The 24,315-nt window shown below is 74.8% G+C and carries 13 protein-coding genes; 6 read left to right on the forward strand and 7 right to left on the reverse strand.

Annotated elements, in window-relative coordinates; translation table 11 throughout:
- Positions 1 to 217: 217 nt before the first annotated feature.
- The 5 genes from CP968_RS32145 to CP968_RS32165 are packed head-to-tail and all read left to right on the forward strand — an operon-like array spanning position 218 to position 11,419.
- Positions 218 to 4,309: a non-ribosomal peptide synthetase gene (locus tag CP968_RS32145; RefSeq protein WP_167536893.1), complete on the forward strand. Its 4,092-nt coding sequence runs from the start codon at positions 218 to 220 to the stop codon at positions 4,307 to 4,309.
- Positions 4,302 to 7,658, forward strand: a complete 3,357-nt coding sequence (locus CP968_RS32150) for a non-ribosomal peptide synthetase (protein ID WP_150521324.1) — start codon at positions 4,302 to 4,304, stop codon at positions 7,656 to 7,658. The genes CP968_RS32145 and CP968_RS32150 overlap by 8 nt, the downstream gene beginning before the upstream one ends.
- Entirely contained in the window at positions 7,658 to 9,061 is a 1,404-nt protein-coding gene (locus tag CP968_RS32155; protein WP_150521325.1) for a condensation domain-containing protein, read from the forward strand. Before CP968_RS32150 ends, CP968_RS32155 begins: the two co-directional genes overlap by 1 nt.
- Positions 9,062 to 9,071: 10 nt before the next feature.
- Positions 9,072 to 10,262 carry an acyl-CoA dehydrogenase family protein gene (locus tag CP968_RS32160; protein WP_150521326.1) on the forward strand — a complete coding sequence of 397 codons (1,191 nt, stop codon included), beginning with the start codon at positions 9,072 to 9,074 and terminating at the stop codon, positions 10,260 to 10,262.
- Positions 10,259 to 11,419: an acyl-CoA dehydrogenase family protein gene (locus tag CP968_RS32165; protein ID WP_150521327.1), complete on the forward strand. Its 1,161-nt coding sequence runs from the start codon at positions 10,259 to 10,261 to the stop codon at positions 11,417 to 11,419. Before CP968_RS32160 ends, CP968_RS32165 begins: the two co-directional genes overlap by 4 nt.
- Before the next feature lie 121 nt (positions 11,420 to 11,540).
- Here the strand turns inward: CP968_RS32165 and CP968_RS32170 are convergent, their stop codons facing one another.
- The 6 genes from CP968_RS32170 to CP968_RS32195 all read right to left on the reverse strand — a co-directional run bounded on the left by CP968_RS32170 (position 11,541) and on the right by CP968_RS32195 (position 20,628).
- A complete protein-coding gene (locus tag CP968_RS32170) occupies positions 11,541 to 12,122 on the reverse strand; it encodes a GNAT family N-acetyltransferase (RefSeq protein WP_150521328.1) in 582 nt (193 codons plus the stop codon).
- A 26-nt stretch (positions 12,123 to 12,148) separates the two neighbouring features.
- The gene (locus CP968_RS32175; RefSeq protein ID WP_150521329.1) at positions 12,149 to 13,222 is read right to left on the reverse strand and encodes a threonine aldolase family protein; all 1,074 of its coding nucleotides are present in this window, start codon (positions 13,220 to 13,222) and stop codon (positions 12,149 to 12,151) included.
- A complete protein-coding gene (locus CP968_RS32180) occupies positions 13,219 to 13,908 on the reverse strand; it encodes a DUF2461 family protein (RefSeq protein WP_150521330.1) in 690 nt (229 codons plus the stop codon). The genes CP968_RS32175 and CP968_RS32180 overlap by 4 nt, the downstream gene beginning before the upstream one ends.
- Positions 13,905 to 15,311, reverse strand: coding sequence for a serine hydroxymethyltransferase (locus CP968_RS32185; RefSeq protein WP_150521331.1), 1,407 nt, complete (start codon positions 15,309 to 15,311; stop codon positions 13,905 to 13,907). The genes CP968_RS32180 and CP968_RS32185 overlap by 4 nt, the downstream gene beginning before the upstream one ends.
- Positions 15,308 to 18,673 (reverse strand): non-ribosomal peptide synthetase, encoded by a 3,366-nt coding sequence (locus CP968_RS32190; RefSeq protein ID WP_150521332.1) that lies wholly within the window; start codon positions 18,671 to 18,673, stop codon positions 15,308 to 15,310. Before CP968_RS32190 ends, CP968_RS32185 begins: the two co-directional genes overlap by 4 nt.
- 92 nt (positions 18,674 to 18,765) lie before the next feature.
- Entirely contained in the window at positions 18,766 to 20,628 is a 1,863-nt protein-coding gene (locus CP968_RS32195; RefSeq protein ID WP_229886433.1) for an AfsR/SARP family transcriptional regulator, read from the reverse strand.
- Positions 20,629 to 20,839: 211 nt separating this feature from the next.
- Between CP968_RS32195 and CP968_RS32200 the strand changes: the two genes are divergently transcribed.
- Positions 20,840 to 21,202 carry a hypothetical protein gene (locus tag CP968_RS32200; protein ID WP_150521334.1) on the forward strand — a complete coding sequence of 121 codons (363 nt, stop codon included), beginning with the start codon at positions 20,840 to 20,842 and terminating at the stop codon, positions 21,200 to 21,202.
- Positions 21,203 to 21,301: 99 nt separating this feature from the next.
- Here the strand turns inward: CP968_RS32200 and CP968_RS32205 are convergent, their stop codons facing one another.
- Positions 21,302 to 24,253 carry an AfsR/SARP family transcriptional regulator gene (locus tag CP968_RS32205; RefSeq protein ID WP_244330586.1) on the reverse strand — a complete coding sequence of 984 codons (2,952 nt, stop codon included), beginning with the start codon at positions 24,251 to 24,253 and terminating at the stop codon, positions 21,302 to 21,304.
- Positions 24,254 to 24,315: the final 62 nt, after the last annotated feature.

Here is a 24,315-nt window from a genome sequence, read left to right on the forward strand (position 1 = left end):
ACCACGACCACGACCACGGGCGCGGGCCGGCCCGGTCGCACGCCCCTGCCCGCCCCTTCCGCGCGCCGCACCCGCGGTGCGCGCCCCGGGCACCCGCGGCCGGGGAACGTCCGCCCCGCCGCACCCCGCCGCACCCCGCCCCACCCACCCCGCGCTGCCTTCGCAGCGCCCTCGCCGTATCCCTCTCCCGACTCCCGAAGACGCACGGAGGCTCAAGGTGAGCGAGTCCCTCGCCGAACGCATAGCCGCACTGCCGAAGTCCCGCCGGGCACTGTTCCAGGCCCTCGCTGGCCGCAACGGCGGGCGCTCCGCCGTACGCGAGGACGCCGAGCCGGCCCCCCGTGACCCCGCCGATCCGCCGGTGCTCTCCTTCGCCCAGCGCCGGCTCTGGTTCATCGACCAGCTCCAGCCCGGCAGCCCCGCGTACAACGTGCCGGTCGCCACCCGCATCCGCGGTCCGCTCGACGTCCCCGCCCTGCACGGTGCGCTCCAGGAGGTCGTGGACCGCCACGAGGTCCTGCGGACCGTCTACACCTACCAGGAGGGCGCCGCGGAGGCCGTGCCGCGGGTCGTCGACGGGTTCCGGCTGCCCCTGCCGGTGAGCGAACTGCCCGACGAGGCCGCCGTCCGGCCGTTCTACGACGCGGACGCCGGCGCGCCCTTCGACCTGGCCGGCGCCGTCCCGGTCCGGGCCCGGCTGGGCCGGCTCGCCGACGACGACCACGTCCTGGTCCTCAACCTCCACCACATCGTCACCGACGGCTGGTCGATGCGGCTCCTCTACACCGAACTGGAGCGCGCCTACGCCGCCCGCACCGGCGCCCCCGCCGAGCGCCCCGCCCCGCTCGCCCTCCAGTACGCCGACTTCGCGAGCTGGCAGCGCCGCCGCATCAGCGGCGAGCGCCTGACGCAGCTGACCTCCTTCTGGCAGGAGGAACTGGCCGGCGCCGCGCCCGTGGACCTGCCCACCGACCGCCCCCGGCCGCCCGTCTTCGGGCACGCCGGAGCCTCCCGGTACATCGACCTGCCACCCGAACTCATCCAGCGGCTGAGGCAGTTCGGCAAGTCCGAGGGCGCCACCCTCTACATGACCCTGCTGGCCGGTTTCGCGGCCACCCTGCGCCGTTGGACCGGCCAGGAGGACGTCGTCGTCGGCACCTCCGTCTCCGGCCGCGACCACCCGGCCTTCGGCGAGCTCATCGGCTTCTTCGTCAACACCCTGCCGCTGCGCATCAGAACCGGCGGCGACCCCGGGTTCGCCGAACTGGTCCGCTCCACCCGGCACACCACCCTCCAGGCCTACGCCCACCAGGAGCTGCCCTTCGACCTCATCGTCGACGCCCTCGCCCTGCCCCGCGACCCGAGCCGGCCCCCGCTCACCTCCGTGATGTTCCTGCTCGACGAGACCCCGGACACCGCGCCCGGCCTGGCCGGCGTCGCCACCGAGCCCGTCGACTTCTCCTCGCACGCCACCAAGTACGACCTCATGATCAGCGTGCACGACACCGGGACCGCCGTCCGCGCCCTGGTCGAGTACCCCACCGACCTCTTCGACGCCCCGACCGTGGACCGGCTCCTGGGCCACTTCCTCACCACCCTCGACGGCGCCGTCACCCACCCCGACGCCCCCCTCTCCGCGCTGCCGCTGCTCACGGAGGCCGAGCGCCGGGCCGCCCTGGACGACTGGAACGCCACCCGCGCCCCCTTCCCCCGGGACGCCTGCCTGCACCAGCTCTTCGAGCAGCACGCGGACCGCCGGCCCGACGCCCCCGCCGTGGTCCTCGGCGGCCTCGGCGGCTGGAGCGTCACCTACCGGGAGCTGGAGGAGCGCGCCAACCGACTCGCCCACCGCCTCGTCGAGGCCGGCGCGGGACCCGATCGCACCGTGGCCCTGTGCCTGCGCCGGGGTCCCGCCCTGGTCACCGCGGTCCTCGCGGTCCTCAAGGCCGGCGGCGCCTACGTGCCCCTCGACCCGGACTACCCCGCCGAGCGGCTCGCACTGCTGCTGCGGGACGCGGCCCCGCCGCTCGTCGTCTCCGACTCCGAGCTGATCGGCCGCCTGCCCGTGCCCGCCGGCACGGCCCGCGTCCTGCTCGACGCCGACCGGGCCGCGCTCGCCGAACTGCCCGCGACCCGGCCCGCCGTCCCGGTCACCTCCCGCGACCTCGCCTACGTCATCTTCACCTCGGGTTCGACGGGCACGCCCAAGGGCATCGCCCTGGAGCACCGCGGCGTCGTCAACAACCTCCTCGACCTGAACCGCTCGTACGGCATCGGGCCCGGGGACCGCGTGCTGGCCCTGTCCTCGCCCAGCTTCGACATGAGCGTCTACGAGACGCTCGGCATCCTCGCCGCCGGCGGCGCCCTCGTCCTGCCCGACCCGGCCGCGGCCAAGGACCCGGCCCACTGGGCCGACCTCCTCGACCGGCACGGCGTCACGGTCTGGAACTCCGCCCCCGCCCTCCTCGGCCTCCTCGTCGACCAACTCGAACACGCCGACGGCCCCCGGCTGCCGCGCCTGCGGACCGCGTTCCTCGGCGGCGACTGGATCCCCGTCACCCAGCCCGACCGCATCCGCGCCTTCGCACCGGAGCTCGCCTTCGTGGCGCTCGGCGGAGCCACCGAGGCGTCCATCCACTCGGTGGAGCACCGCGTCGGCCGGGTCGACCCCCGGTGGACCAAACTCCCGTACGGGCGGCCCATGGCCAACCAGCTCGCCTACGTCCTCGACCCGCACGACCGGCTCGTCCCCGTCGGCGTCCCCGGCGAACTGCACCTCGGCGGAGCCGGACTGGCCCGCGGCTACCTCGGCCGGCCCGACCTGACCGCCGAGAAGTTCGTCCACGTCGAACTGGAGCCCGGCCGCACCGAGCGGCTCTACCGCACCGGCGACCTCGCCCGCTACGGCACCGACGGCACCATCGAGCTCCTCGGCCGCACCGACTTCCGGATCAAGCTCAACGGGCTGCGCATCGAACCCGGCGAGGTCGAGAGCGCGCTGCGCGACCTCCCCGGGGTCCGCGAGGCCGTCGTCACCACCCGGCAGTCCGCCGGATCGGCCCGCCTCGTCGCCCACGTCGTCCCCCGGGACGGCGCCGCCCCCGACCCCGCGGCCCTGCGCACCGCCCTGGCCGCCGTCCTGCCCCCGCACTGCGTGCCCGCCGAACTGGTCCTGCTGGACCGGCTGCCGCTCAGCCCCAACGGCAAGGTCGACCGCACGGCCCTGCCCGACCCGCGCGCCACCGCCCCCGCCCCGGCACCGGGCCGGGCCACGGCCGCGGACCCGGACGCCGACCCCGACGCCCTGCGGATCGCCGCCGTCTGGGCCGAGGTGCTCAACCTGCCCGAGGTCGCCCCCGGCGACGACTTCTTCGCCCTCGGCGGCGACTCCTTCGCGGCCGTCCGCGCCGTCCGGGCCGTCGCCGCCGCCCTGCCCGGCAGCGGGGCCGCCGCCCTGCGCGTCGTGGACCTGTTCAGCAACCCCACCCCGGCCGGGCTCGCCGCCCGCAGCGCCGAACTCACCGGCGCCGGCGCCGCGCGGCACCGCCTGCTCCACCGGCTCACCCCCGAACGCCCCGCCGGCACCACCACCCTGACCCTCGTCTGCTTCCCGCACGGAGGCGGCGACGCCATCGCCTACCAGCCGCTGGCCGCACAGCTGCCGCCGCACATCGAACTCGTCGCGGTCTCCCCGCCGGGACACGACCCGCTGCGCCCCGGCCCGATGCTGCCGGTCCCCGAGTTCGCGGAGCTGGCCGCCGCCGAGATCGCCCGCGCCGTCCAGGGCCCGTACGTGGTCTACGGCCACTGCGCCGGCGTCGTCACCGCCCTGGAGACCACCCGCGTACTGGAACGGCTGGGCCGGCGCCCGGTCGCCCTCGACCTCGCCGCGGCCCTCCCCGAGGAGGACCCCGAGTACGCCCTGGAGATGGAACGCGTCTCCGGCGACGACGACCTCGTCGCCTACCTGACCACCATGGACGGCTTCGACGGCGTCCTCGACGACAGCGACCTCACCGCCGTACTGCGCATGGTCCGGCACGACATGACCGAGGCCGCCCGCTTCTTCGCCCGTACCCCCGAAGGCTACGACCGCCCCCTGGAAACCCCCCTCACCTGCATCATCGGCGACGCCGACGACGCGACCGACGGGTACCGGGACGGCTACCGGGCCTGGGGCCGGTACGCGTCCGACCTGCGGCTCGCCGTCATCCCCGGCGGCCGCCACTACTTCGCCAAGCACCTGCCCGACCGGCTCGCCGCCCTGCTGGCCGATCTGCACCGCCACAACGGAGGAACCCATGTCTGACCTCGCCGAGCGGCTCGGCCGCCTGCCCCAGGGACAGCGCTCCCGGCTGCTGGGACGGATGCGCAACCAGATGACGGCCGGAGTAGGCCGCCGCATCGAACTGCGCCGCACCGACCACGGACCCCGCTCCCGCTCCTCCTTCCAGCAGGAGCAGATGTGGTTCGTCGACAAACTCGGCGCCGGCAAGGCCCGCAACAACATAGCCCTCGCGATACAGCTGGGCGGCCCCCTCGACCGGGCCGCCCTGCACGAGGCGCTCAACGCCGTCGTCGCCCGCCACCAGGTCCTGCACAGCAAGCTCGTCGAAATCGACGGCGTGCCCTGGCAGGAGCCCGTCCCCTCCTTCGTCCTCGGCATCCAGAGCACCGACCTGTCGGGCAGCGACGACGCCGAGCGCGAACTCGCCGAGCTCACCGCCTCCTGCGCCGCCGCCCCCTTCGACCTGGCCGCCGCCCCGCCCGTCCGCGCCCACCTGGTGCGCCTCGCCCCCGACCGCCACGTCCTGCTCTGGGTCGTCCACCACGTCGCCTGGGACCCGGGATCCACCCGGATCTTCACCGGCGAACTCACCGCCAGCTACGCCGCGGCCGCCGCCGGTCGCCGCCCCGAAGGCCCCGAACTCGCCGTCGAATACGCCGACTTCGCGGCCTGGCAGCGGGCCAAGCTGGAGAACGACGAGCACGGCCGCGCGCTGGCCGGCAAATGGCGCCAGATCCTGGCCGGCGCCGTCGCCACCGAGGTGATGCCCGACCACCCGCGCGGCCCCGAGACCCGCGGCGACGGCCGCGGCCTCAAGCTGAACCTGGACCAGCACCTGCTGGACCGGCTCACCGCGCTCGCCGACGCCAACAGCACCACCGTCTTCACCACCCTGCTCGCCGCCTTCAACGCGCTGATGCGGCACTGGACCCGCACCGAGGACGTCGTCGTCGGCACCGCGAGCGCCTCCCGGCCGCACCCCGACCTGGAGCAGGTCATCGGCTGCTTCGTCCAGATGATCACCCTGCGCACCGAGGTCACCGACCAGCTCACCTTCCGCGAGCTGGTCACCCGCACCGCCGCCTCGGTCATGGACTCCTTCACCAACAGCGAGCTCCCCTTCGAGCAGGTCGTGGAGGCCGTCCGCCCCGTCCGCGACCCGCTGCGCCACCCCGTCTTCCAGATCGAATTCACCTCGCTGGGACGCTGGGGCACCCACACGGCCGAAGCCGCCGACGTGCGGTTCACCATGGACCAACTACACGACGGCGCGGCCAAGTTCGACATGAGCTTCCTGGTCGGCGAGAACGACGGCCTCGAACTCTCCCTGGAGTACAACACCACCCTCTACCGGCACGGCACCGCCAGCGCCCTGCTCGCCGCCTTCCGCCAGGTCCTGGAACAGGTCGCCGAGAACCCCGACCTCCAGGTCGGCGACATCAGCCTGGTCGAGGAGCCGGCCGCCTCCCGGCACGCCCGCGAGCTCTCCCGCGGCGGCCCCCTCGACGAGGCCGCCTGGACCACCACCCTGGACCGCGCCTTCCGCGAACGCGCCACCATCCACCCCGACGCCGTCGCCGTCCGCCACGGCTCCACCCGCCTCGACTACGCCGCCCTCGACCGCTGGTCGGAGGCGATCGCCCACCGGCTGCGCGACCGCGGCGTCCGGCACGGAGACCCGGTCGCGGTCTGCGTGCCGCGCGGCCCCGCCGCCATCGCCGCCGTGCTCGGCGTGCTCAAGGCCGGCGCCCACTACCTCCCGGTCGACCCCGCCGCACCGGCCGAGCGGACCCGTACCGTCCTGGCCGACGCCAAGGTCCGCCACGCCCTCGTCGACGAGGGGACCCAGCTCCCCGTCCCGCTGGAGCTGGTCAACGCCGGGACGGCCGCCCCCGTACGGGAGGTCCCCTCCCTCGCCCCGAGCTCCGCCCCCGGCGACCTGGCCTACGTCCTCCACACCTCGGGCAGCAGCGGCACCCCCAAGGGCGTCATGATCGAGCACCGCTCGGTCGCCCACTTCTCCCGCACCATCGCCAAGGCGTACGAGATCGGCGCCGAGGACCGGGTCCTGCAGTTCGCCCCGCTCACCTTCGACGTCTCCGTCTTCGAGGTCTTCACCACCCTGCTGGCCGGCGGCTCGCTCGTCATCGCCACCGACGACGAACGCCGCGACCCCGCCCTCCTCCAGACCCGGATGCGCGAGGAGGCCGTCACCGTCGCCGAACTCCCGCCCGCCCTGCTGCCCCTGCTCGACCAGGCGGCCCTGCCCGACCTGCGCCTGGTCTCGGTCGGCGGCGAGGCCTTCCCCGGCCGCCTGGTCGCCGAGTGGACGGCGGGGGAGCGCCGGTTCGTCAACGGCTACGGCCCCACCGAGGCCACCGTCGCCGTCACCCTCATGGACTGCACCGGCAGCTACGACCGCAACCCGCCCATCGGCCGCCCCATGCCCGGCCACCAGGCCTTCGTCCTCGACGAGCGGCTGCGCCCCGTCCCGCCCGGCGTCCCCGGCGAACTGTGCGTCGCCGGCCCCGGCGTGGCCCGCGGCTACCTCGGCCGCCCCGACCTCACCGCCGACCGCTTCGCCGACAACCCGTACGCGGACGGCCCCGAGACCGCTCGCCTCTACCGCACCGGCGACCTGGTCCGCTGGCTGCCCGGCGGCAACCTCGACTTCCTGGGCCGCACCGACCGCCAGCTGAAGGTCCGCGGCCACCGCATCGAACCGGGCGAGGTCGAGGCCGTCCTCACCGGACACCCCTCCGTCCAGCAGGCCGTCGTCGTCGCCCAGCCCGCGGCCGGCGGCGACCGGATGCTCGCCGCGTACGTCACCGTCGAACAGGTCGGCTCCTACGCCTCGGAGGTCGCCGACGCCGAAGGCCTGCGCGCCTACGCGGCCGGCCGGCTGCCCGGATACATGGTGCCGGTGGTCGTCGTCCTGGACGAGCTGCCCCTCACCCCGCACGGCAAGGTCGACACGGCGGCGCTGCCACTGCCCGCCGACCAGTCCTCCACCGGCGGCACCGCGCCCCGCGACGCCGTCGAGGAGCAGATCTGCCGGGACATCCTCACCCCGCTGCTGGAATGGCAGAACCCCGACGTCGAAGGCGACTTCTTCGCCCTGGGCGGCAGCTCCCTCCAGGCCACCATCGTCGTCTCCCGGGTCCGTGCCCTCTTCGGCATCGACATCGCCCTCGCCGACTTCTTCGGCCGCCCCACCGTCTCCGGCCTGGCCGACCTCGTCCGCAACGCGAAGGCCGAGGCCGCCGGCGAGCAGGACCGGCTGCTCGCGGTCTTCGAACAGATCGAGAACATGAGCGACGAGGAAGCCGCCGCCCTCCTCGGCACCCTGCACCACCCGGACGGTCCCTGATGGCCACCGCGGCCGGGTTCGAAGGAGCCCTCGCCGCGCTCCCCGAGGCCAAGCGCGAACTCGCCCGCCTCATGATGGCCGCCCGCCGCCCCGTGCCCGCCCACCCGGCCCCGCGCTCCGGCGCGGGGCCGGTCCCCCCGACCGCCCTCCAGACCCGGCTGCGGCGCCGCGAACGCACCCACCCCGCCGTCGCCACCGGCTCGCACGCCCTCCGGCTGACCGGCCCGCTCGACACCCGCCGCCTGCTGGAGGCCCTCACCGGGGTGCTCGGCCGGCACGAGGCGCTGCGCACCCGGCTGACCGGCGACGCCGACGGCCGGCCGCTGCTCCGGGTCGACGCGGAACCGGTCCTGCGGCTCACCCGGGCCGACCTCACCGGCTTCACCCCGCAGGCCGCGGCCGAGCGGGTCGCCGTACAGGTCGCCGAGAGCGCCTCCACCGTCCTGGACCTGGAGAGCGGCCGCACCAGCGCCTTCCGGCTGCTGCGGCTCGCGCCCGAGGAGCACGTCCTGGTCCTCGCCTCCCACCTCGCCGTCTTCGACGGCTGGTCCTCGGGGGTCTTCCTCGCCGACCTGGCCGCCGGCTACCGCGACGGCCCCGGCCACCTCGCCCCGCCCGAACTCCAGTTCCCCGACTACGCCGACTGGCAGCACCGCTGGCTGGCCGGCCCGGACGGCACCGCCGACCTCGTCCGGCGCCGCGCGGTGTTCGCCGCCGATCCGCCGGCCCCCCGGGCCCCCGGCGGCTTCGAGCGCGGGCACCTGCCCGTCCGGCTCGCCCGGGGCCCCGTCGACGCCGGACTGGAGCTGGGCGCGGCCGAGGGCGCCACCCCGTTCATGACCCTGCTCGCCGCACTGGCCGTGGTGCTGGCCCGCCGGGAGGGGCGCGGCTCGGTCGTCATCGGCACCCCGGCCGCGGGCCGCTTCGCCGGCGCGCTGGAAGGGGCCGTCGGACAGTTCACCACCGTCGTCCCCATCCGGCTCGACCTCACCGGCGGGCCCACCTTCCGGGAGCTGCTGCACCGCACCCGCACGGCCGTCGCCGAGGCACTGGGCCACCAGCGCCTCCCCGTGGACGTGCTCTTCGCGGACGGCGCGCCCCCGCCGTACAGCGTCCTGTTCGCCCTCCACAACTACCCCGCCGTCCCCCTGGACCTGCCGGGCGTCGAAGTCGGTCAGCTGCCCGGGCCGCCCGCCCGGCACCTGGAGCTCTACAGTCCCGACCCGGCGGCCGCCCTCGCCTGCATCGGCCTGGTCGAACGGGACGGCGGGATCGCCGGCACCGCCGAGTACAACCGGCACGCGGCCACGCCCGAGGACGTGCGGGGCCTGCTCACCGGAATCGAGGACGTGCTCGACCGCGCCGTCGCCGCACCCGCATCCCCGCTCACCACCCGGCCCTAGGGAGTTGCCCGTGCTCACCACAGAGTTCTACCGTGCGCCCGCGGACTGCGGGCTCGTACGGAGCGGGGCCGACGTGCCCCGCACCCCCATGCGGGCCCTGCGCGAAGACGTCCACGACATCCTGGTCTCCGCCCCCGTCGCCGAGGCCCGGCGCACCCGCGACCCCCGCCCCGTCCACCGGGCGCTGGGGGAGCGGGGCCTCCTCGCACCCCAGTGGCCCGAGGAGTACGGGGGCCGCGGCGTCAGCCAGGTCGCCGCGGCCGTCCTGGTCGAGGAACTGGCCATGCACGACGTGCCCGACCTGCTGCACACCCTCACCGTGCAGATCGTCGGCTCCACCCTGCTCAACGTGGCGAGCGAGGCCATGAAGGCCCGCCACCTGCCCGGCTTCGCGGCCGGAACGGCCTTCGGGTGCGTGCTCTTCAGCGAACCGCAGGCCGGCTCCGACCTCAACATCCTCTCCACCCGGGCCGTGTCCGACGGCAGGGGCGGCTACAAGCTCTACGGGACCAAGGTCCACTCGCTGTTCGCCCGGCTCGCCGACTACGGCCTGTGCCTGGCCCGCGGCGAGGACGACGCCTTCAGCCTGTTCCTCGTCCCCCTCGCCCAACCGGGCGTCACCATCCGGCAGATCCCCGGCATCGGCGACGACGCCTTCCACGAGGTGACCCTCGACGGCGTCGCGGTGAGCGCCGACGACGTGGTCGGCGAGACGGGCCAGGGCTGGGCCATCGTCGTCAAGACGCTCGCCTTCGAACGCACCGGCCTGGACTACTACGTCAAGGCGCTGCGCTGGTACCGGGCCGCCGTGGAACGGCTGGAGGCCCACACCGACCGGCTGGAGGCCGGCCAGCACGACCAGATCGGCCTGGCCAAGCTCAACGCCCGGCTGCTCGCGGCCGGCACCCTGGTGCGCCGCGTCCTCACCCGCCTCGACCGGGGCGAACTCAACGAGGACGAGGCCGCCGCGGCCAAGTGGTACACCACCGAGCTCGCCGCCGAAGTGGCCTGGTGGGCCGCGGAACTCGACGGCGACCGCAGCATGACCCTCGACGACCCCGAGGTCGACGGGGTGGCACACCCACTCGACGCGGCGATGCGCGAAGCCCCGGGGATGCGCATATCCGGCGGCACCGCCGAAATGATGCTGGAGACGCTGGCCCGGCTGCGTCTCGACTCAGGTGCGGAGGTACGGCCGTGACACGGCAGACGGTCCACGGGAACGGCACGGACGGCGGCGGCACGGGCCGCGGCGGCACGGCGACCCCCGAGCGGTGGCGCGAACGCGAGGACGAGGACTCCCTCTTCCGGCAGCTGCGCCTCACCGTGCGCCAAGGCATGGAGGTCGACGGGACCACCCCCGCCGGCGCCTGGGAGGCCCTGACCCAGGTCGGTGCCTGGGAGTTCGCCCTGCCCATCGAGAAGGACGGCCTCGACCTCGGGCAGGCGGTGCTCGCCATGGTCTGCGAGGAGGCGGGCAACGCCATGCAGCCCGTCCCGCTCCCCGACACCCTGCTCGCCCTCGACCTGATCTCCGGCCTGGGCCCCGTCGGGTCCGACACCGCAGACGGGCTCCTGGACCGGGTGCGGACCGGCGAACTGCCGCTCGCCGTCCCGGGACGGCTGCCCGATCCGCGCGGTACCCTACCGCCCGGCATCACCTGGAAACCGGACGGCGACACCGGCGGCATCGTCCTCACCGGCACCGGCGGCCCCTTCGCGGCGGGCGTCGGTGCGGGCGCGCTGCTGGTCCTGGCCGGCGGCCCCGACGGGCCCTGCGTGGCGCTCGTCGAACTGCCCGCCGCGGACGTGCTCGTACGCCCGCTGCGCGACCACGGCGGCGGCGCCGTCTCCGGCGCCGTCTTCGACGGGACCCGGCTGCCGGCCGGGGCGGTCCTGCTGCGCGGCCTCGCCGCGGAACGGGCCCTGGCCCGCGTCGGACTGCGGGCCGCCGTCCACCAGGCGTCCCTGCTCGCCGGGATCACGGCCGCGGCGCTCACCGCGGTGGTCTCGCGGATCCGCGGCCGGCAGCAGTTCGGCCAGGCGCTGGTCAAGCACCAGGGCCCACGGCTGCGCGTGGCCGGACTCCTGGCCCGGCTGGACGCGGTCCGCTGGGCCGTCGGCGACGCGGCCCGCGACCTCGACGAGGGCAGGCTGACGCCGGGGGAGGCCGCCGGGCTGATCGCCCTCACCGCCGAGACCACCCTCGACGTCACCCGGGACGCCGTCCACCTGCACGGCGCCTCCGGCCTGGTCCGGGACGCCCTGGTCGCCGGCTGCTACCGGCGGGCGGCCTGGGAGGCCCTGCGCTGCGGGCGCCCGGCCCAGCTGTGGGACACCGCGGCGCACACCCCGTAGCAGCGGGGACGGGCGAAGGGGCCCCGCACCGCGGGAGCCCCTTCCCCCGGCCGCCGTCGACGGCCCGCACGGCCCGCCGCGCCCCGACCCCACGGCCGGACCCGGCGGGCCGCACCGCACGTCAGACCAGGTCGCGGCGCATGACCCAGCGGTGCCGCCTGTCGCTCTTGGCCTCCGTGCGCCGCACCCGGCGGAAGCCGGCCCGCTCGAACATGTCCATCGTTCCGACGTACGCGAGCGTCGGATTGACCCGGCCGCCCTCGGGATCCACCGGGTACCCCTCGACGGCGGGCGCGTCGTTCGCCCGGGCGTGCTCGACGGCCCCCTCCAGCAGACCGGAGGCGACCCCCTTGCCGCGGAACTCCTTGCGCACGACGAAGCAGGTCACCGACCACACGGGCACGTCGTCCACCGGTGTGATCGTCTTGGAGGAGGTCAGCCGGTCCAACTGCCGGCGCGGCGCCACGTTGCACCAGCCGGCCACCTCGCCGTCCAGGAAGCCCAGCACCCCGGGCGGCGGATCGGCCTTCTCGGCGAGGGCGCGCAGGTGCTCGCCCCGCTCGTCCGCCGTCATCCGGCCGTAGTCGCCGGTGGACAGCCGCCAGGCCATGCACCAGCACGTGTGGGCGCTCTTCTTCGGCTGGAGCACCTTGCGGACGTCGTCCCACAGATCCGCCGTGGCGGGCCGTACTTCTAAGCTCATGCTGTTACTTCGCTCTCTTCCGCTTCTTACCAGTGTCCTGCGGGCGCGACCAGCCGCGCCTCGCGGACGTGTTCGGTCATCACGTCGACCAGTACCTCGACGGCGCGCCGACAGGCCGCGCCGCCCACGTCCAGATGGGTGACCAGCCGGACCACGTCCGGGCCGGGCGCGGTCACCCGTACTCCTTCCTCAGCGGCTCGTGCGGTGATCGCCTCGGCGCCGGGCACCTCGACGAGGACGATGTTGGTCTCCGGCGGACGGACGGCGAACCCGGCGTCCCGCAGCCCCCGCGCCAGCAGGCCGGCGTGGGCGTGGTCCTCGTGGACCCGCTCCACGTGGTGGTCCAGCGCGTACAGGCCCGCGGCCGCCAGGATGCCCGACTGGCGCATCCCGCCGCCCAGCCCGTGCCGCAGCCTGCGGGCCCGCGGCAGGTGTTCGGCGGCCAGCAGCAGCACGGAGCCGACGGGTGCGCCCAGCCCCTTCGACAGGCACACGGCGAGCGAGTCGACGGTCGCGCCGTAGGCGGCCGCGGACGTCCCCGTCGCGGCCATCGCGTTCCAGATCCGGGCCCCGTCCATGTGCACCGCCAACCCCGCCCGCGCCGTCAGCTCCCTGATGCCGTGCAGGGTCTCCAGCGGATGGACGGTCCCGCCGGCCCGGGTGTGGGTCTGCTCGACCTCCACGGCGCGCGTGCCCAGGGTGTACGGATTGCCGCGCCGCACGACGCCCGCCAGCGCGGCCGCCGTGAGCACCCCCCGCTCGGCCGACACCGTGCGCGTCTGGATGCCCCCGTACCGGGCCGGGGAGGCCTCCTCGTGCGCCAGGACGTGCGCCTCGGCCTCGCACACCAGCTCCTCGCCGGGGCCGACCAGCAGCTGGAGCCCGATCTGGTTGGCCATCACCCCCGACGGGACGAACAGTGCGGCCGGGAAGCCGAAGAGCCCGGCCAGGCGCTCCTCCAGCGCCCGTACCGTCGGATCCTCTCCGAACAGGTCGTCGCCGACCTCCGCGCCGGCCATCGCCGCGCGCATCCCGGGACCCGGGCGGGTCACGGTGTCGCTGCGCAGGTCCACCACGGCCTGCGGGTCGTCCTGGGTCATGACGGTTCGTCCCCTCCTCGTTCGCGTGGCCGCGGAGTCAGTCCCCGGGCGGCCACCCAGTCCAGCAGCGGTCCCACCAGCCGCCAGGTCTCCCGTACGAGCTCCCCGGCGCGCGCCGTGTGCAGCCCGTCCCCGGGCCCGAAGCGGCGCCCCGCGTCGATCGTGCGGTGTCGCAGCAGCTCCAGCCGGGGATGGTCCGCCGGGACCCCCCGAGGCCGCGACGCGAGCCGGTTGCCGCCGAGGGTGAACCCCTGGCCCTCCAGCCGGGCCGCGACCGCCGCCAGGGCCGCGCCGCCGTCCTCCTCCTCGACGGCGGCGCGGTAGCGGGCGACCTCGGCGCCGGCGTACGGGTAGTAGCGCCCGGAGGCGTACAGCCCGTGCCGGTCCAGGTGCACCCACAGGCCCAGGCAGGGCAGCAGGTCCAGGTAGGCGCCCTGGTAGGTCTTGTACGGCGACTTGTCGTGGGACATCCGGGTGTCCCGGACCGGGCCGAGCACCTTCACCCCGCCCGCCCCGGCCACCTCCCCGAACTCCTCGTCCAGCTCGGCGGCCAGCTCCTCCATCGGCGCACGCACGTCCCGCTCGTACCGGTCGCGGAGGTGTCCGTGCCACGCCTTCCTGTCGTTGTCCGCCGCGAGGTCCTCGTACAGGCGCAGTGCCGAGGGCGGGAAGCCGCCGAAGCTCACGCCGGGTACCCCGGCAGGGGGTGGCGCGCGCACAGCTCGGAGACCCGGGCGCGCACCCGGTCGCGGACCGCGTCCGGCAGGACCCCGCCCGGGGTGCGGAGCTCGTCGAGGACGTCCGCCACCAGGTCGGCGCATTCGGCGGCCACCGTACGGTCCATGCCGCGCGCCGCCAGCGTGTTCGTGCCCAGCCGCAACCCGCCGGTCACCCGCACCGGCGTCGTGTCGCCCGGCACCCGGTTGCGGTTGACGACGATCCCGCAGGACTCCAGGGCCTGTTCGGCGACGTCTCCGGTGACCCCGGTGCCGCGCAGGTCGAGCAGCACCATGTGGGTGTCGGTGCCGCCCGTGACCAGCCGCAGGCCCCGGTCCGAGAGCCGCTCGGCGATGGCCTGCGCCCCGTCGGCCAGCCGCTTCGCCAGCTCGGCGAAGTCGGGGCTCGCCACGAAGTCCAGGGCCCGCGCCTTGGCCGCCACCGACGCCAGGTCGGGCGTGCCCTGGGTGAAGGGGAACACCGCCCGGCGCAGCGTCGCGGCCAGGGTGCCGCGCTCCGGCCCGGCCTTGCGGGCGTCGCGCCCGAGCAGGATCAGACCGCCGCGCGGCCCGTACAACTGCTTGTACGTACTGGTGGTGGTCACGTGTGCGTGGTCCACGGGGCTCTGGTGCAGGCCCGCGGCGACCAGGCCGGCGATGTGCGAGATGTCGGCCATCAGGTAGGCGTTGGCCTCGTCCGCGATCTCCCGGAAGCGCGCGAAGTCGATGCTGCGGGGATAGGCGCTGGCGCCGCACACGATGAGCTTGGGGCGGTGCGCCAGGGCCAGTTCGCGGATCTGGTCGTAGTCGAGCAGCCCGTCCGGGGTCACCCGGTAGCCGCGGGCCCGGTAGTAGCGGCCGGTGACCGAGGCGGGGGAGCCGTGGGTGAGGTGGCCGCCGCAGTCCAGGTCGAGACCGAGCAGGGTGTCGCCGGGGCTGAGCAGCGCGGTGATCACGGCGAGGTTCGCGGAGGAGCCGGAGTGCGGCTGCACGATCGCGTCCTGCGCGCCGAAGGCCGCGCACGCCCGCTCGATGGCGAGCCGCTCGATGTCGTCGGCCACCCCGCAGCCCGCGTGGTAGCGGTTGCCAGGGTAGCCCTCGGCGGTCAGGTTGCCCAGCGCGCTGCCCTCGCAGGCCAGCACGGAGGGGTCGGCGACGCTGGAGGCGGCCACCATCATCAGGGTGTCGCGCTGGCGCGCCGACTCCCGTGCCAGCAGCGCGTACAGGGCGGAGTCGCGCTCTCTGAGCCGGGTCGCGGCGTGACCGGCGAAGTCGACCAGATCGGGGTCGGGCGCGGGCCGGGCGGCCGCGGGCGCGGGCAGCGTCCTGTCGTCCGCGGGATCGGTGACGGGCGCGGGCAGGGTGAGGCTCATGACTGTCCCCTCGTGGTTTCGTCCGTGATGACCGTGCTGTGGTGGCCGGACGGGCCGTGGCCCGCCACGGGGCCGGCCGCCCCGTCCGCGTCCTGCTCGTCCTCCTCCATCGCGCCGAACGCCTCGGCGGCCGCGACCGCCTCCGCGCCGTGCCGCTCGTCCGCGGCGATCTTCCCCGCGAGCTCCGAGACCACCGGGTTCTGGAACACCGTCTTGACGGGCACCGGCACCCCGAGCAGGTCCTTCAGCAGCCCGGCCAGCCGGGTTCCGCTGAGCGAATCGCCGCCCAGACTGAAGAAGTTGTCGCCGGGCACCACCCCGTCCAGGCCGAGGATGTCGGCGACCGCCGCGCACAGGACCAGCTCCAGCGCCGTACCCGGCGCGTCCGCGGTCCGTGTGGCGTCCGCGGCGTCGGCGGACTGCTGGCGGCCGGCGGAGGCCGCGAGCTGCAGCCGGTCCACCTTGCCGTTGCGGGTCAGCGGCAGCTCCGCCAGCACGGTGAGCGCCGAGGGCACCATGGAGCCGGGCAACCGCGCGGCGAGCCGCTCCAGCACCGGCCCGGCCGCGTCCGGCGAGCCGGCCACCACGAAGGCGTGCAGGCGCCGCACCCCGTGCGCACTGGCCGGGGCCACCACCACGGCCGCCTCGACCTCGGGGTCCTGGCGCAGCACGGCCTCGATCTCGCCGAGCTCGATCCGGTGCCCCTGGATCTTGACCTGGAAGTCGTCCCGGCCCAGGATCTCGATGCTGCCGTCGGGCAGGTACCGTCCCAGGTCGCCGGTGAGGTAGGCGCGTTCGCCGGTCTCCGGCAGGTGCACGAAGCGCTCGCCGGTGCGCTCCGGGTCGTTCCAGTAGCCGAGCGCGAGGCCGACGTCACTGGCCACGGCCATCTCGCCGACGACCCCGAGGGGCCGTTCGTGCGCGGTGGCGTCCACCACGTAGTACCGCTGGTTGGTGATCGGCTTGCCGTACGGGATGCTCGTCCAGGCCGGGTCCACCTCGCCGATCGGCTGGAACAGCGACCAGCAGATCGTCTCCGTCGGGCCGCCCGAACCCACCACCTCGATGCGCGGGCTCTGCGCCCGCAGCCGGTCGGGCAGCGTCAGCGGGATCCAGTCGCCCGACAGCACCGACAACCGCAGCGACTCCAGCGGCCGGCCCGCGCCGCGCCGCTCGCGCACCTCGGCCTCGCCGACCAGCAGCTCCATCAGGACGGGCACCGAGTTCCACAGGGTGACCCGCTCCGACTCGACCAGATCGGCCCAGACGTCGGGCTCGGCGTGCCGGAACGGCGGTGGGACGACCACGGTGCCGCCCTGTGTCAGCACGCCGAAGACGTCGTAGATCGAGGCGTCGAAGTGCAGGCCGGAGATGGCCAGCAGCCGGTCCCGCGAGCCCACGCCGAAGCGCTCGGCGACGTCGCGGATCAGGTTGACGACACCGATGTGGTCGACCATCACGCCCTTGGGCTCACCGGTCGAACCCGAGGTGAAGATCGTGTACGCCAGGTCGGCCGGGGTCTGCGCGACCTCCGGGCGGGAGGCGTCGCCGGACTCGAAGTCCGTGTCGACGCGGTAGCGGCGGACGTCGGCCGGCCAGTCGATCCGGGACTCCAGCGACGACTGGGTCAGGATCCTGCGTACCCCGCCCTCCGCGAGCAGCCGTGCCAGCCGTTCGGGCGGCACCGACGCGTCCAGCGGCAGGTAGGCCGCACCGGAGGCGAGGATGCCGTACACAGCCGCGTACTGCTCCCAGCCCTTCTCCATCACGACGGCGACCAGCTCGCCGGGGGCCGCACCGTCCGCCCGCAGCGTGCGCCCGATCCGCCAGGCGTAGGCGGCCAGCTCGGCGTAGCTCAGCCGCCGCCCGCCGTCGACCAGGGCCTCGGCCCCGGGCGTCCGCGCGGCCTGCGCCGCGAACAGCTCGTGCAGGGTGGTGTAGGGGATCTGCCCGGAGGTGTCGTTGACCTCGCGGCGCAGCGCGCGCTCGGCCGGCGGGATCAGGTCGAAGCGCCGGGTGTGCAGGGCGTCGGGGTCCTCGGTGAGCCGCTCGACCAGGGACACGTACACGCCGAACGCGGCGTCGACGAAGCCGGGCGCGAACGCGCCGTCCACGAAGTCCCAGATGATCCGCAGTTCACCGGCCAGCTCGCGCAACTGCACGTCCAGCGAGACCTGCGGGGTCTGCGAGATCGAGTAGACCTCCCGGCCCAGGTCGGTGACGGGCCGGCGCACCGGATAGTCGAGCAGGCTGGTGACCACCACGGGCATCCCCGACCGGGCCCCCATGCCGTGCAGCCGGGTCAGTTCGCGCAGCACCCGCACGCCGTTGAAGGCGCCGTGCTCCGCGTCGCGGGCGAGCTGGTCGCGCAGGGCGTGCGCCCGGTCCAGGAACGTCGCGCCCGAACCGTCCGCGGCGAGCATCACGGCGTTGGTGAAGTCGCCGAGCACCCCGGTGATGCCCGGGTGCACGGCCGGCCGCTGGAAGACGGGGTAGTTGAGGGTGAAGTCGGACTCCTCCGCCCAGCAGCGGACCACCTCGGCGAAGGCCGCGGTGAGCAGCACCGACGGGGTCAGCCCCGCCCCGTGCGCCCGGGCCGCGAACCGCTGCCAGTCGGCGGGGGAGAGCCGGTGCTCGCGCCGGTCGAAGCGGACCGGGCCCGCGTCCGCGCCGTCGGCCGCGGCCGGCGAGGGGCCGGTGGGCAGGGAGGGGGCGGGCGGCAGGGTGGGCACCCGCCCGAGCCAGTAGTCGCGGGCGCCGCGGAACGCCTCGGTGTGCGGGAGGGCCTCGGCGCGCCAGCGGGCGTACTCGGGGAAGGAGATGCCGGGCTCGGGCAGTTCGGCGTCCGGGTCCTCGTACAGGTCGACCAGCTCGGGGAAGAGCACCTGGAAGGCGCTGGACGCGTCCAGCACCTGGAGGTCGATCCCGAGGTGGATCCGGCCGGTGTTCCCGGCGCCGGCCAGCCGGATGATCCGCAGGTCGAACAGCGGCCAGCTGCCGACGGGGAAGAGCACGTGGCTCATCTCCTCCCGCAGCGCGGCCAGCCGCTCCCGCGCCGCGTCCTCGGAGAGTTCGCGCAGGTCGATGACCGGTATGTCGAAGGGAAGCGGTTCGGCGGGCACCCACTGGGTGCCGTCGGTCCCGCCGATCGCCCGGAGCATGTCGTGACGGGCGACCACCGTGCGCCAGGCGTTCGCGAAGCGCACGGGGTCGAGGTCGGGACGCTCCCACTCGAAGTATCCGTAGCAGCCGATGCCGCCCAGTTCGACGGCCTCGCCTCGCCCGATCATCAGCGCCTGCTGCGTTTCGGTCATCGGGAAGGACACGGCGCTGTCCGCGCGGGCGGGCAGGAGCTCGGTCATGGTCCAACTCCATTCGGTGGTGCGGGTACGGGTACGGGCCGGGGCCTGGGGGCCCGTGCCGGACGGGCGTCGCGCTGCGGGGCAGGGCGAGGCTAGGGGCGGGGAGTTAGCCGCCGGTTACGCTCGGGGCGGCCGACGGGCTGCTCGGCGGCGGGCGCCGCGGCTTCGCCCAGGGAGAGGGCGAAGAGCCGTACGAGCGGGTGGAAGAGGTAGCAGGGCTGGCCCCGCTCGTCGGCGCCGCTGACCTCCAGCAGCGCCGCGTCGGCGAGCGCCTCCAGCAGCCGTTCGGCCTCGGCCTCGGACAGGTCCAGCCGGGTCGCGGCCGCAGCCGCCGGGAAGGGCGGCGGCCCCAGCGCCGCGAGCACCGGGAACACCTCCCGCACCTGCGGGTCCAGGGTCCGCCAGGACGGCAGCAGCGAGGTGTGGACGTCCAGGTCGCCGAAGTGCAGCTCGCGCAGCCGGGTCGCCGGATCGGACAGCCGGCGGGCGAGCCGGTCAGGGGTGCAGTGCGGCCGTGCGGCGATCCGCGTTCCGGTGATCCGCAGGGCCAGCGGCAGCCCGCCGCAGTGCTCGACGATGCCGGCCGCGGCGCCCGGCGCGCGGGCCAGCCGGTCGGGCCCGGCCGCGGCCGCCAGCAGCTCCAGCGAGTCCCTCGGACCCAGCGGCGCGAGGGCCACGGTGTGGGCCCCGGCCACGGTCGGCAGCGCCGTGCGCCCGGTGACCAGGACGGCGGGCTCGGGGGTGTTGGGCAGCAACGGCTCCAACTGGGCGGCGCCCGAGGCGTTGTCCAGCACGATCAGCAGGTGCCGTCCGGCGGTCCGCTCGCGGTACAGCCGCACCAGGTGGTCCCGGTCGGCGGTGAGGGGCACGTCCCGGGCGGGGCCCAGCGCCCGCAGCAGGTGGAGCAGGACCCGCTCGGGGTGTCGGGGCGTTCCGTCGGGGGAGCGCAGGTCGGCGTACAGCTGGCCGTCGGGGAAGTCCCGCTGGCAGCGGTGCGCCGCGTGCACGGCCAGCGCGGTCTTGCCCAGCCCGGCCATCCCGGTCACCAGGACCCGGCGGGGCCGGTCCGCGCTCCGCCCGTCCGGCGCCAGGGCCCGTCGCAGCAGGTCGAGTTCGCGCTCCCGGCCGACGAAGTCGACGGTGTCCGGGGGCAGGGTCGCGGGGAAGACCGCGCCCTGGCCGGAACCTTTCGCCGGGGCCCCGGCGCGTACGGCCGCCACCGGGCGCGGCTGCCGGTCGAGGGTGCCCTCCAGCAGGGCCCGGTAGGTCGCCTGGAGCTCCTCACCGGGGTTGACGCCCAGCTCCTCGGCCAGCACGGTGCGGCCGTGGTGGTACAGGTGGATCGCGTCCGCCTGCCGCCCGGACCGGCACAGGGCGGTCATCAGCTGGCTGCGGATGCGCTCGCGCAGCGGGAACTCGGCGACCAGGCCGGTCAGCTCCCCGGTGATCTGCTCGTGCCGCCCGAGCGCGAGGTCCGCGGCGATGCGGTGCTCCAGGGTGACCGCGCGGGCCTCCATCAGCCGGGGCGCCTCGGCGTCGGAGAGGTATTCGGTCGCGTTGGCGAAGGGCAGCCCGTTCCAGCGGGCGAGGGCGTCGCGCAGCAGGTTTCCGGCGTTTTCGAAGTCCTGCCGGTGGAGCGCCTCGCGGCCGTTTCGCGCCAGCCCTTCGAATTCGCTCAGGTCCAGCGTGGAATTTCCGATGCACATGGCATATCCAGGCGGCCGGCGGTCGATGAGGACATCGCCGCCGAGTATCTTGCGCAAGCGGGAAACATAGGTGTACAGCTGCGCGCTGACGGTGGCCGGCGGGGCCCAGCCCCACAGGAGCCGGCACAGCCGCTCGTCCGACACCACTTCCTCGCGGGCCACGAGCAGGGCCGCGAGCACGGTGTGCAGCTTCGCCCCGGAGAACGCCGCCCGGTGGCCGTCCCGCCGCACCTCGACTGGCCCGAGCACTCGGAATTCCATCTACCGCCCCATCCGTGATTCATGGGAAGAATCTCTCGAAGGACGCTAGAGGAGGCCGTTGTCGCCTCGATATCGTGGCGATTTCGAGGCCGGTGCGGGCTGCGAAATCGGTGGAACACCGGGGGAAAAGAGGGCGTCCCTAGTGTTCCGTTCATGCCGCAGCGAGCGGCGAAGACGCTCCACCGAGAGGGGTTTCCCGATGCGCAGCACCCGCACCGCGAAGACGGCGAACACGACGGCCGCCTGCCTGGTCGTCCTCGCAGGAATGTTCGCAGGAACGGGGGTCGCGGTGGCCGCGACGGAGGGTGCGCCGGGCACCAGTGCACGGGCCGCGGACATGCCGTGGGGCATCGTCGGCCCGGACGAGACCACGGACATGCCCTGGGGCGCGGTCAAGCCGGGTCCCTCCGGTGACATGCCGTGGGGCATCGTCGGGCCGGGCGAGACCACGGACATGCCGTGGGGCACCGTCAAGCCGGTGGACCCGCACCGCGGCGGCTCCGGCCACCCCGCCGGCCCGCGCCGCCACGGCGACCGCACCCAGGACATGCCCTGGGGCTGACCGCCCCGGCCGCGCCGCACCCCCTCCTGTTCCCTCCCGGCTCCACCCGGCTCCTCCCGCGCGGACCGTGCCGGGCGCCGGGGCGTCCGGCACCGCGGTTCACCCCGCCTGGTGCGCCAGCAGCAGGGTCAGCTCCGCCGGAGTGAAGGACGGCCGCGCCGACCCGTCCCGCATCGCGGCCAGCAGCCGCGCCGCCTGGGCCCGCCAGGGCTGAGCCCCCACCTCGCCGAACGCCGCGCAGGCCCGCCCGAACCGCTCCGCGGCCTCCGTACGCCGGCCCCCGATCGCCTCCACGCACCCGAGGTCGGTCTCCACCCGGGCGTACAGGAAGCGGTCCGCGAGCTCGTCCGTGAGCTCCAGCGCCTGCCGCAGCGTCGACTCCGCCGCCGTCAACAGGCCCTGGCTCCACTGCGCCTGACCGAGCCCGCGCAGCGCGTGCGCCTCCCCGACCCGGTCGCCCTCGCCCCGCGTCAGCCGAAGGACGGCGCGGAACGACGCGGACGCCTCGTCCAGGTCACCCCCGCGCAGCCGCACCTCGGCCAGTCGGTAGACCGACTGCGCCTCCGCCCGGACCGAGCCCGTGCTCCGGCTCAGCGCCACCGCCTGCTCCGCGAGCGGCAGCGCGCCGCCCGTGTTGCCCCGGTCCAGCTCGATCTGCGCCTGGAAACCCAGCAGATGGGCCTCGTTGCCGGTGTCCCCGGACGCGTGGAACCCGTGCAGGGCGGCCTCGCAGTGCTCCAGGGCACGCCCCCAGTCGCCCTGGAACCGGGCGCACATGGCCAGATTTCGCTGTGCCAGCGCGGCGCCGCCGACATCCCCGGCGTTCCGCAGCAGTCGCAGCGCCGCCATGTTCCAGCCCTCGGCCTGCTCGTAGCGCCGCTGGTAGATCGCCAGCGACCCCAGCAGCCGGAGCATCGTGGCCTCGCCCGGCAGGTCGTCGGCGCGCCGGGCCGCGGCGAGCGCCTGCTCCGCGCAGCGCTGCCAGTCCTCCAGGTAGTTCTTCGTCTCGAAGTGAGGCACGGCGCTCTCCGTCAGGTTCCACGCGTACCGCGCCCTGCCCGTCTCCGCGGCGTGCGCCACGAGGTCCGTGACCGCCGTTCGCTCCGACTCGAACCACTCCATCGGCACGGCCAGCAGCTCGTCCGCCTGCGCGGGCAGGAACCCGGGCGCGTCCTGGGGCGGCCGGCCCACCGGGTAGTCCCGCCCGTCCATCCGGCGGTGGGCCTCCTCGGCGAGCCAGAGCCAGGCCGCGAAGGCCCGCTCCAGGGCGGCGTCCGTCTCCCCGGCCGGCTCGTCGGACTCCGCCCGCTCCCGCGCGAACAGCCGCAGCAGGTCCTGGAACCGGTAGCGGGGCGGGCGCCCCGGCTGAGCGTCGGTCACCTCCAGCAGTTGCGCGTCCACCAGGTCCTCGATCAGCTCCTCCGCGTGCCACACGTCGGTGTCCAGCACGGCCGCCCCCGCCCAGGAGGCGAAGTCGGCGGTGCGCAGCAGACCGAGCCGGCGGTACATCCGCGCCGCCTCGGGCGGCAGGTCCCGGTACGTGAGCCGGAAACCGGCGCGCACCCCGCCCTCGCCCGGGCTCAGCACGTCCAGCCTGCACCGCTGGTCGCGCAGCCGCTCGACCAGGTTCCGTACGCTCAGGTTGGGTTTGGCCGCCAGCCGCGCGCCCGCGATCCGAAGCGCGAGCGGGAGGCGGTCGCACAGGGCGCCGAGCTGCTCCACCGCGACCGGGTCGCTGCCGAAGCGTTCGGCGCCGGCGAGCTTGGTCAGCAGGGCGGTGGCCTCGGTCGGCTCCAGCATGCGCAGCCTGATGCTCAGGGCGGTGTAGTCCCCGGTCAGATCGCCCAGGCTCTCCCGGCTGGTGGCCAGCACCACACTGCGCCCGCCTCCGGGGAGCAGGGGTCTGAGCTGGTGGAAGGAGCGCACATTGTCCAGCACGATCAGCGTCCGGCGGGTGCTGAGCAGGCTGCGGAAGAGGGAGGCCCGCTCGTCGCCGTCCACCGGGATCTGGGGCGCACCGATGCCGAGGGCCCGCAGGAACCGGTCGAGCACGGCCGCCGGTGACACCGGGGCGTGCTCCTCGTCGTAACCGCGCAGGTCGGCGAAGAGCTGACCGTCCGGGAACCGGTCGGCGACCTGGCTCGCCCAGTGCACCGCCAGCGCGGTCTTGCCCACGCCACCCACGCCCACGATGGTCGCCAGCGCCGGAGTGTGCGGGTTGTACGGCTCCTTCAGCAGCCGGTCCAGGGCGGCCATCTCCGGCTGCCGACCCGTGAACGCCATGACGTCGGACGGCAGTTGGGCGGGAATGGTGTTCATGGCGGCCGGTGCGGGCGCCGCCGTCGCGGGGGGTCGGGTGAGCTCCGGCGAGTCCCGCAGGATCAGGTCGTGCAACTGCCGCAGACCCGGGCCCGGTTCGATGCCCAGCTCCTCGGTGAGCAGTCGGCGTCCCTGGAGGAACGTATCGAGGGCCTCGGCGCGCTGGCCCGACCGGTAGAGCGCCAGCATCAGGTGTTCGCGGGACTGCTCGCGCAGCGGGTGCCGGGCCACCAGCTCGGCCAGTTCTCCGGTGAGCACCCGGTGCCTGCCCAACTGGAGCATCAGCCCGGCCCGCTCCTCGATCAGGGCGAGCCGCATCTGTTCGAGCCGCACCGCCTCCGACTCCAGGCGCGAACCGGCCGGTTCGTCGAGCGCGGCGCCGCGCCAGATGCTGAGCGCCTCCTCGAACAGCGCGCACGCCTCCTCGGCCCGGCCGTGCCGTGCGGCGTCCCGCCCCTGTTCGGAACGCTCCAGGAACTCCTGTACGTCGATGCGGTGTTCACCCTTGGCCAGCAGGTAGCCCGGCGGTGAGGTGATCAGCAGATCGGTGACCCCGGCCAGCTTGAAGGACTTGCGCAGGGTGGCGACGCAGATGGCGATCTGGTTGCGGGCCGTCGCAGGGGGCGATTCGGGCCACACGGCATCCACGAGCGTGTCCACGGAGACCACGCGGTCGGCGGAGAGCACCAGCATGGACAGGACGGTGCTCTGCCGCCGTCCGTTGACGCGCAAGGGTCCCTCGTCGGTCTGTACGAGCAGCGGTCCCAGCACTCTGAAGACAAAGCGATTCAAAA

It is taken from the genome of Streptomyces subrutilus (assembly GCF_008704535.1).
GTDB classification, from domain to species: Bacteria; Actinomycetota; Actinomycetes; order Streptomycetales; family Streptomycetaceae; genus Streptomyces; species Streptomyces subrutilus.

Bases quoted from the DNA above. Each gene is read 5' to 3' on its own strand.
- CP968_RS32155 (WP_150521325.1), top strand. From the start codon at position 7,658: ATGGCCACCGCGGCCGGGTTCGAAGGAGCCCTCGCCGCGCTCCCCGAG.
- CP968_RS32170 (WP_150521328.1), bottom strand. From the start codon at position 12,122: ATGAGCTTAGAAGTACGGCCCGCCACGGCGGATCTGTGGGACGACGTC.
- CP968_RS32175 (WP_150521329.1), bottom strand. From the start codon at position 13,222: ATGACCCAGGACGACCCGCAGGCCGTGGTGGACCTGCGCAGCGACACC.
- CP968_RS32185 (WP_150521331.1), bottom strand. From the start codon at position 15,311: ATGAGCCTCACCCTGCCCGCGCCCGTCACCGATCCCGCGGACGACAGG.
- CP968_RS32150 (WP_150521324.1), top strand. From the start codon at position 4,302: ATGTCTGACCTCGCCGAGCGGCTCGGCCGCCTGCCCCAGGGACAGCGC.
- CP968_RS32200 (WP_150521334.1), top strand. From the start codon at position 20,840: ATGCGCAGCACCCGCACCGCGAAGACGGCGAACACGACGGCCGCCTGC.
- CP968_RS32190 (WP_150521332.1), bottom strand. From the start codon at position 18,673: ATGACCGAGCTCCTGCCCGCCCGCGCGGACAGCGCCGTGTCCTTCCCG.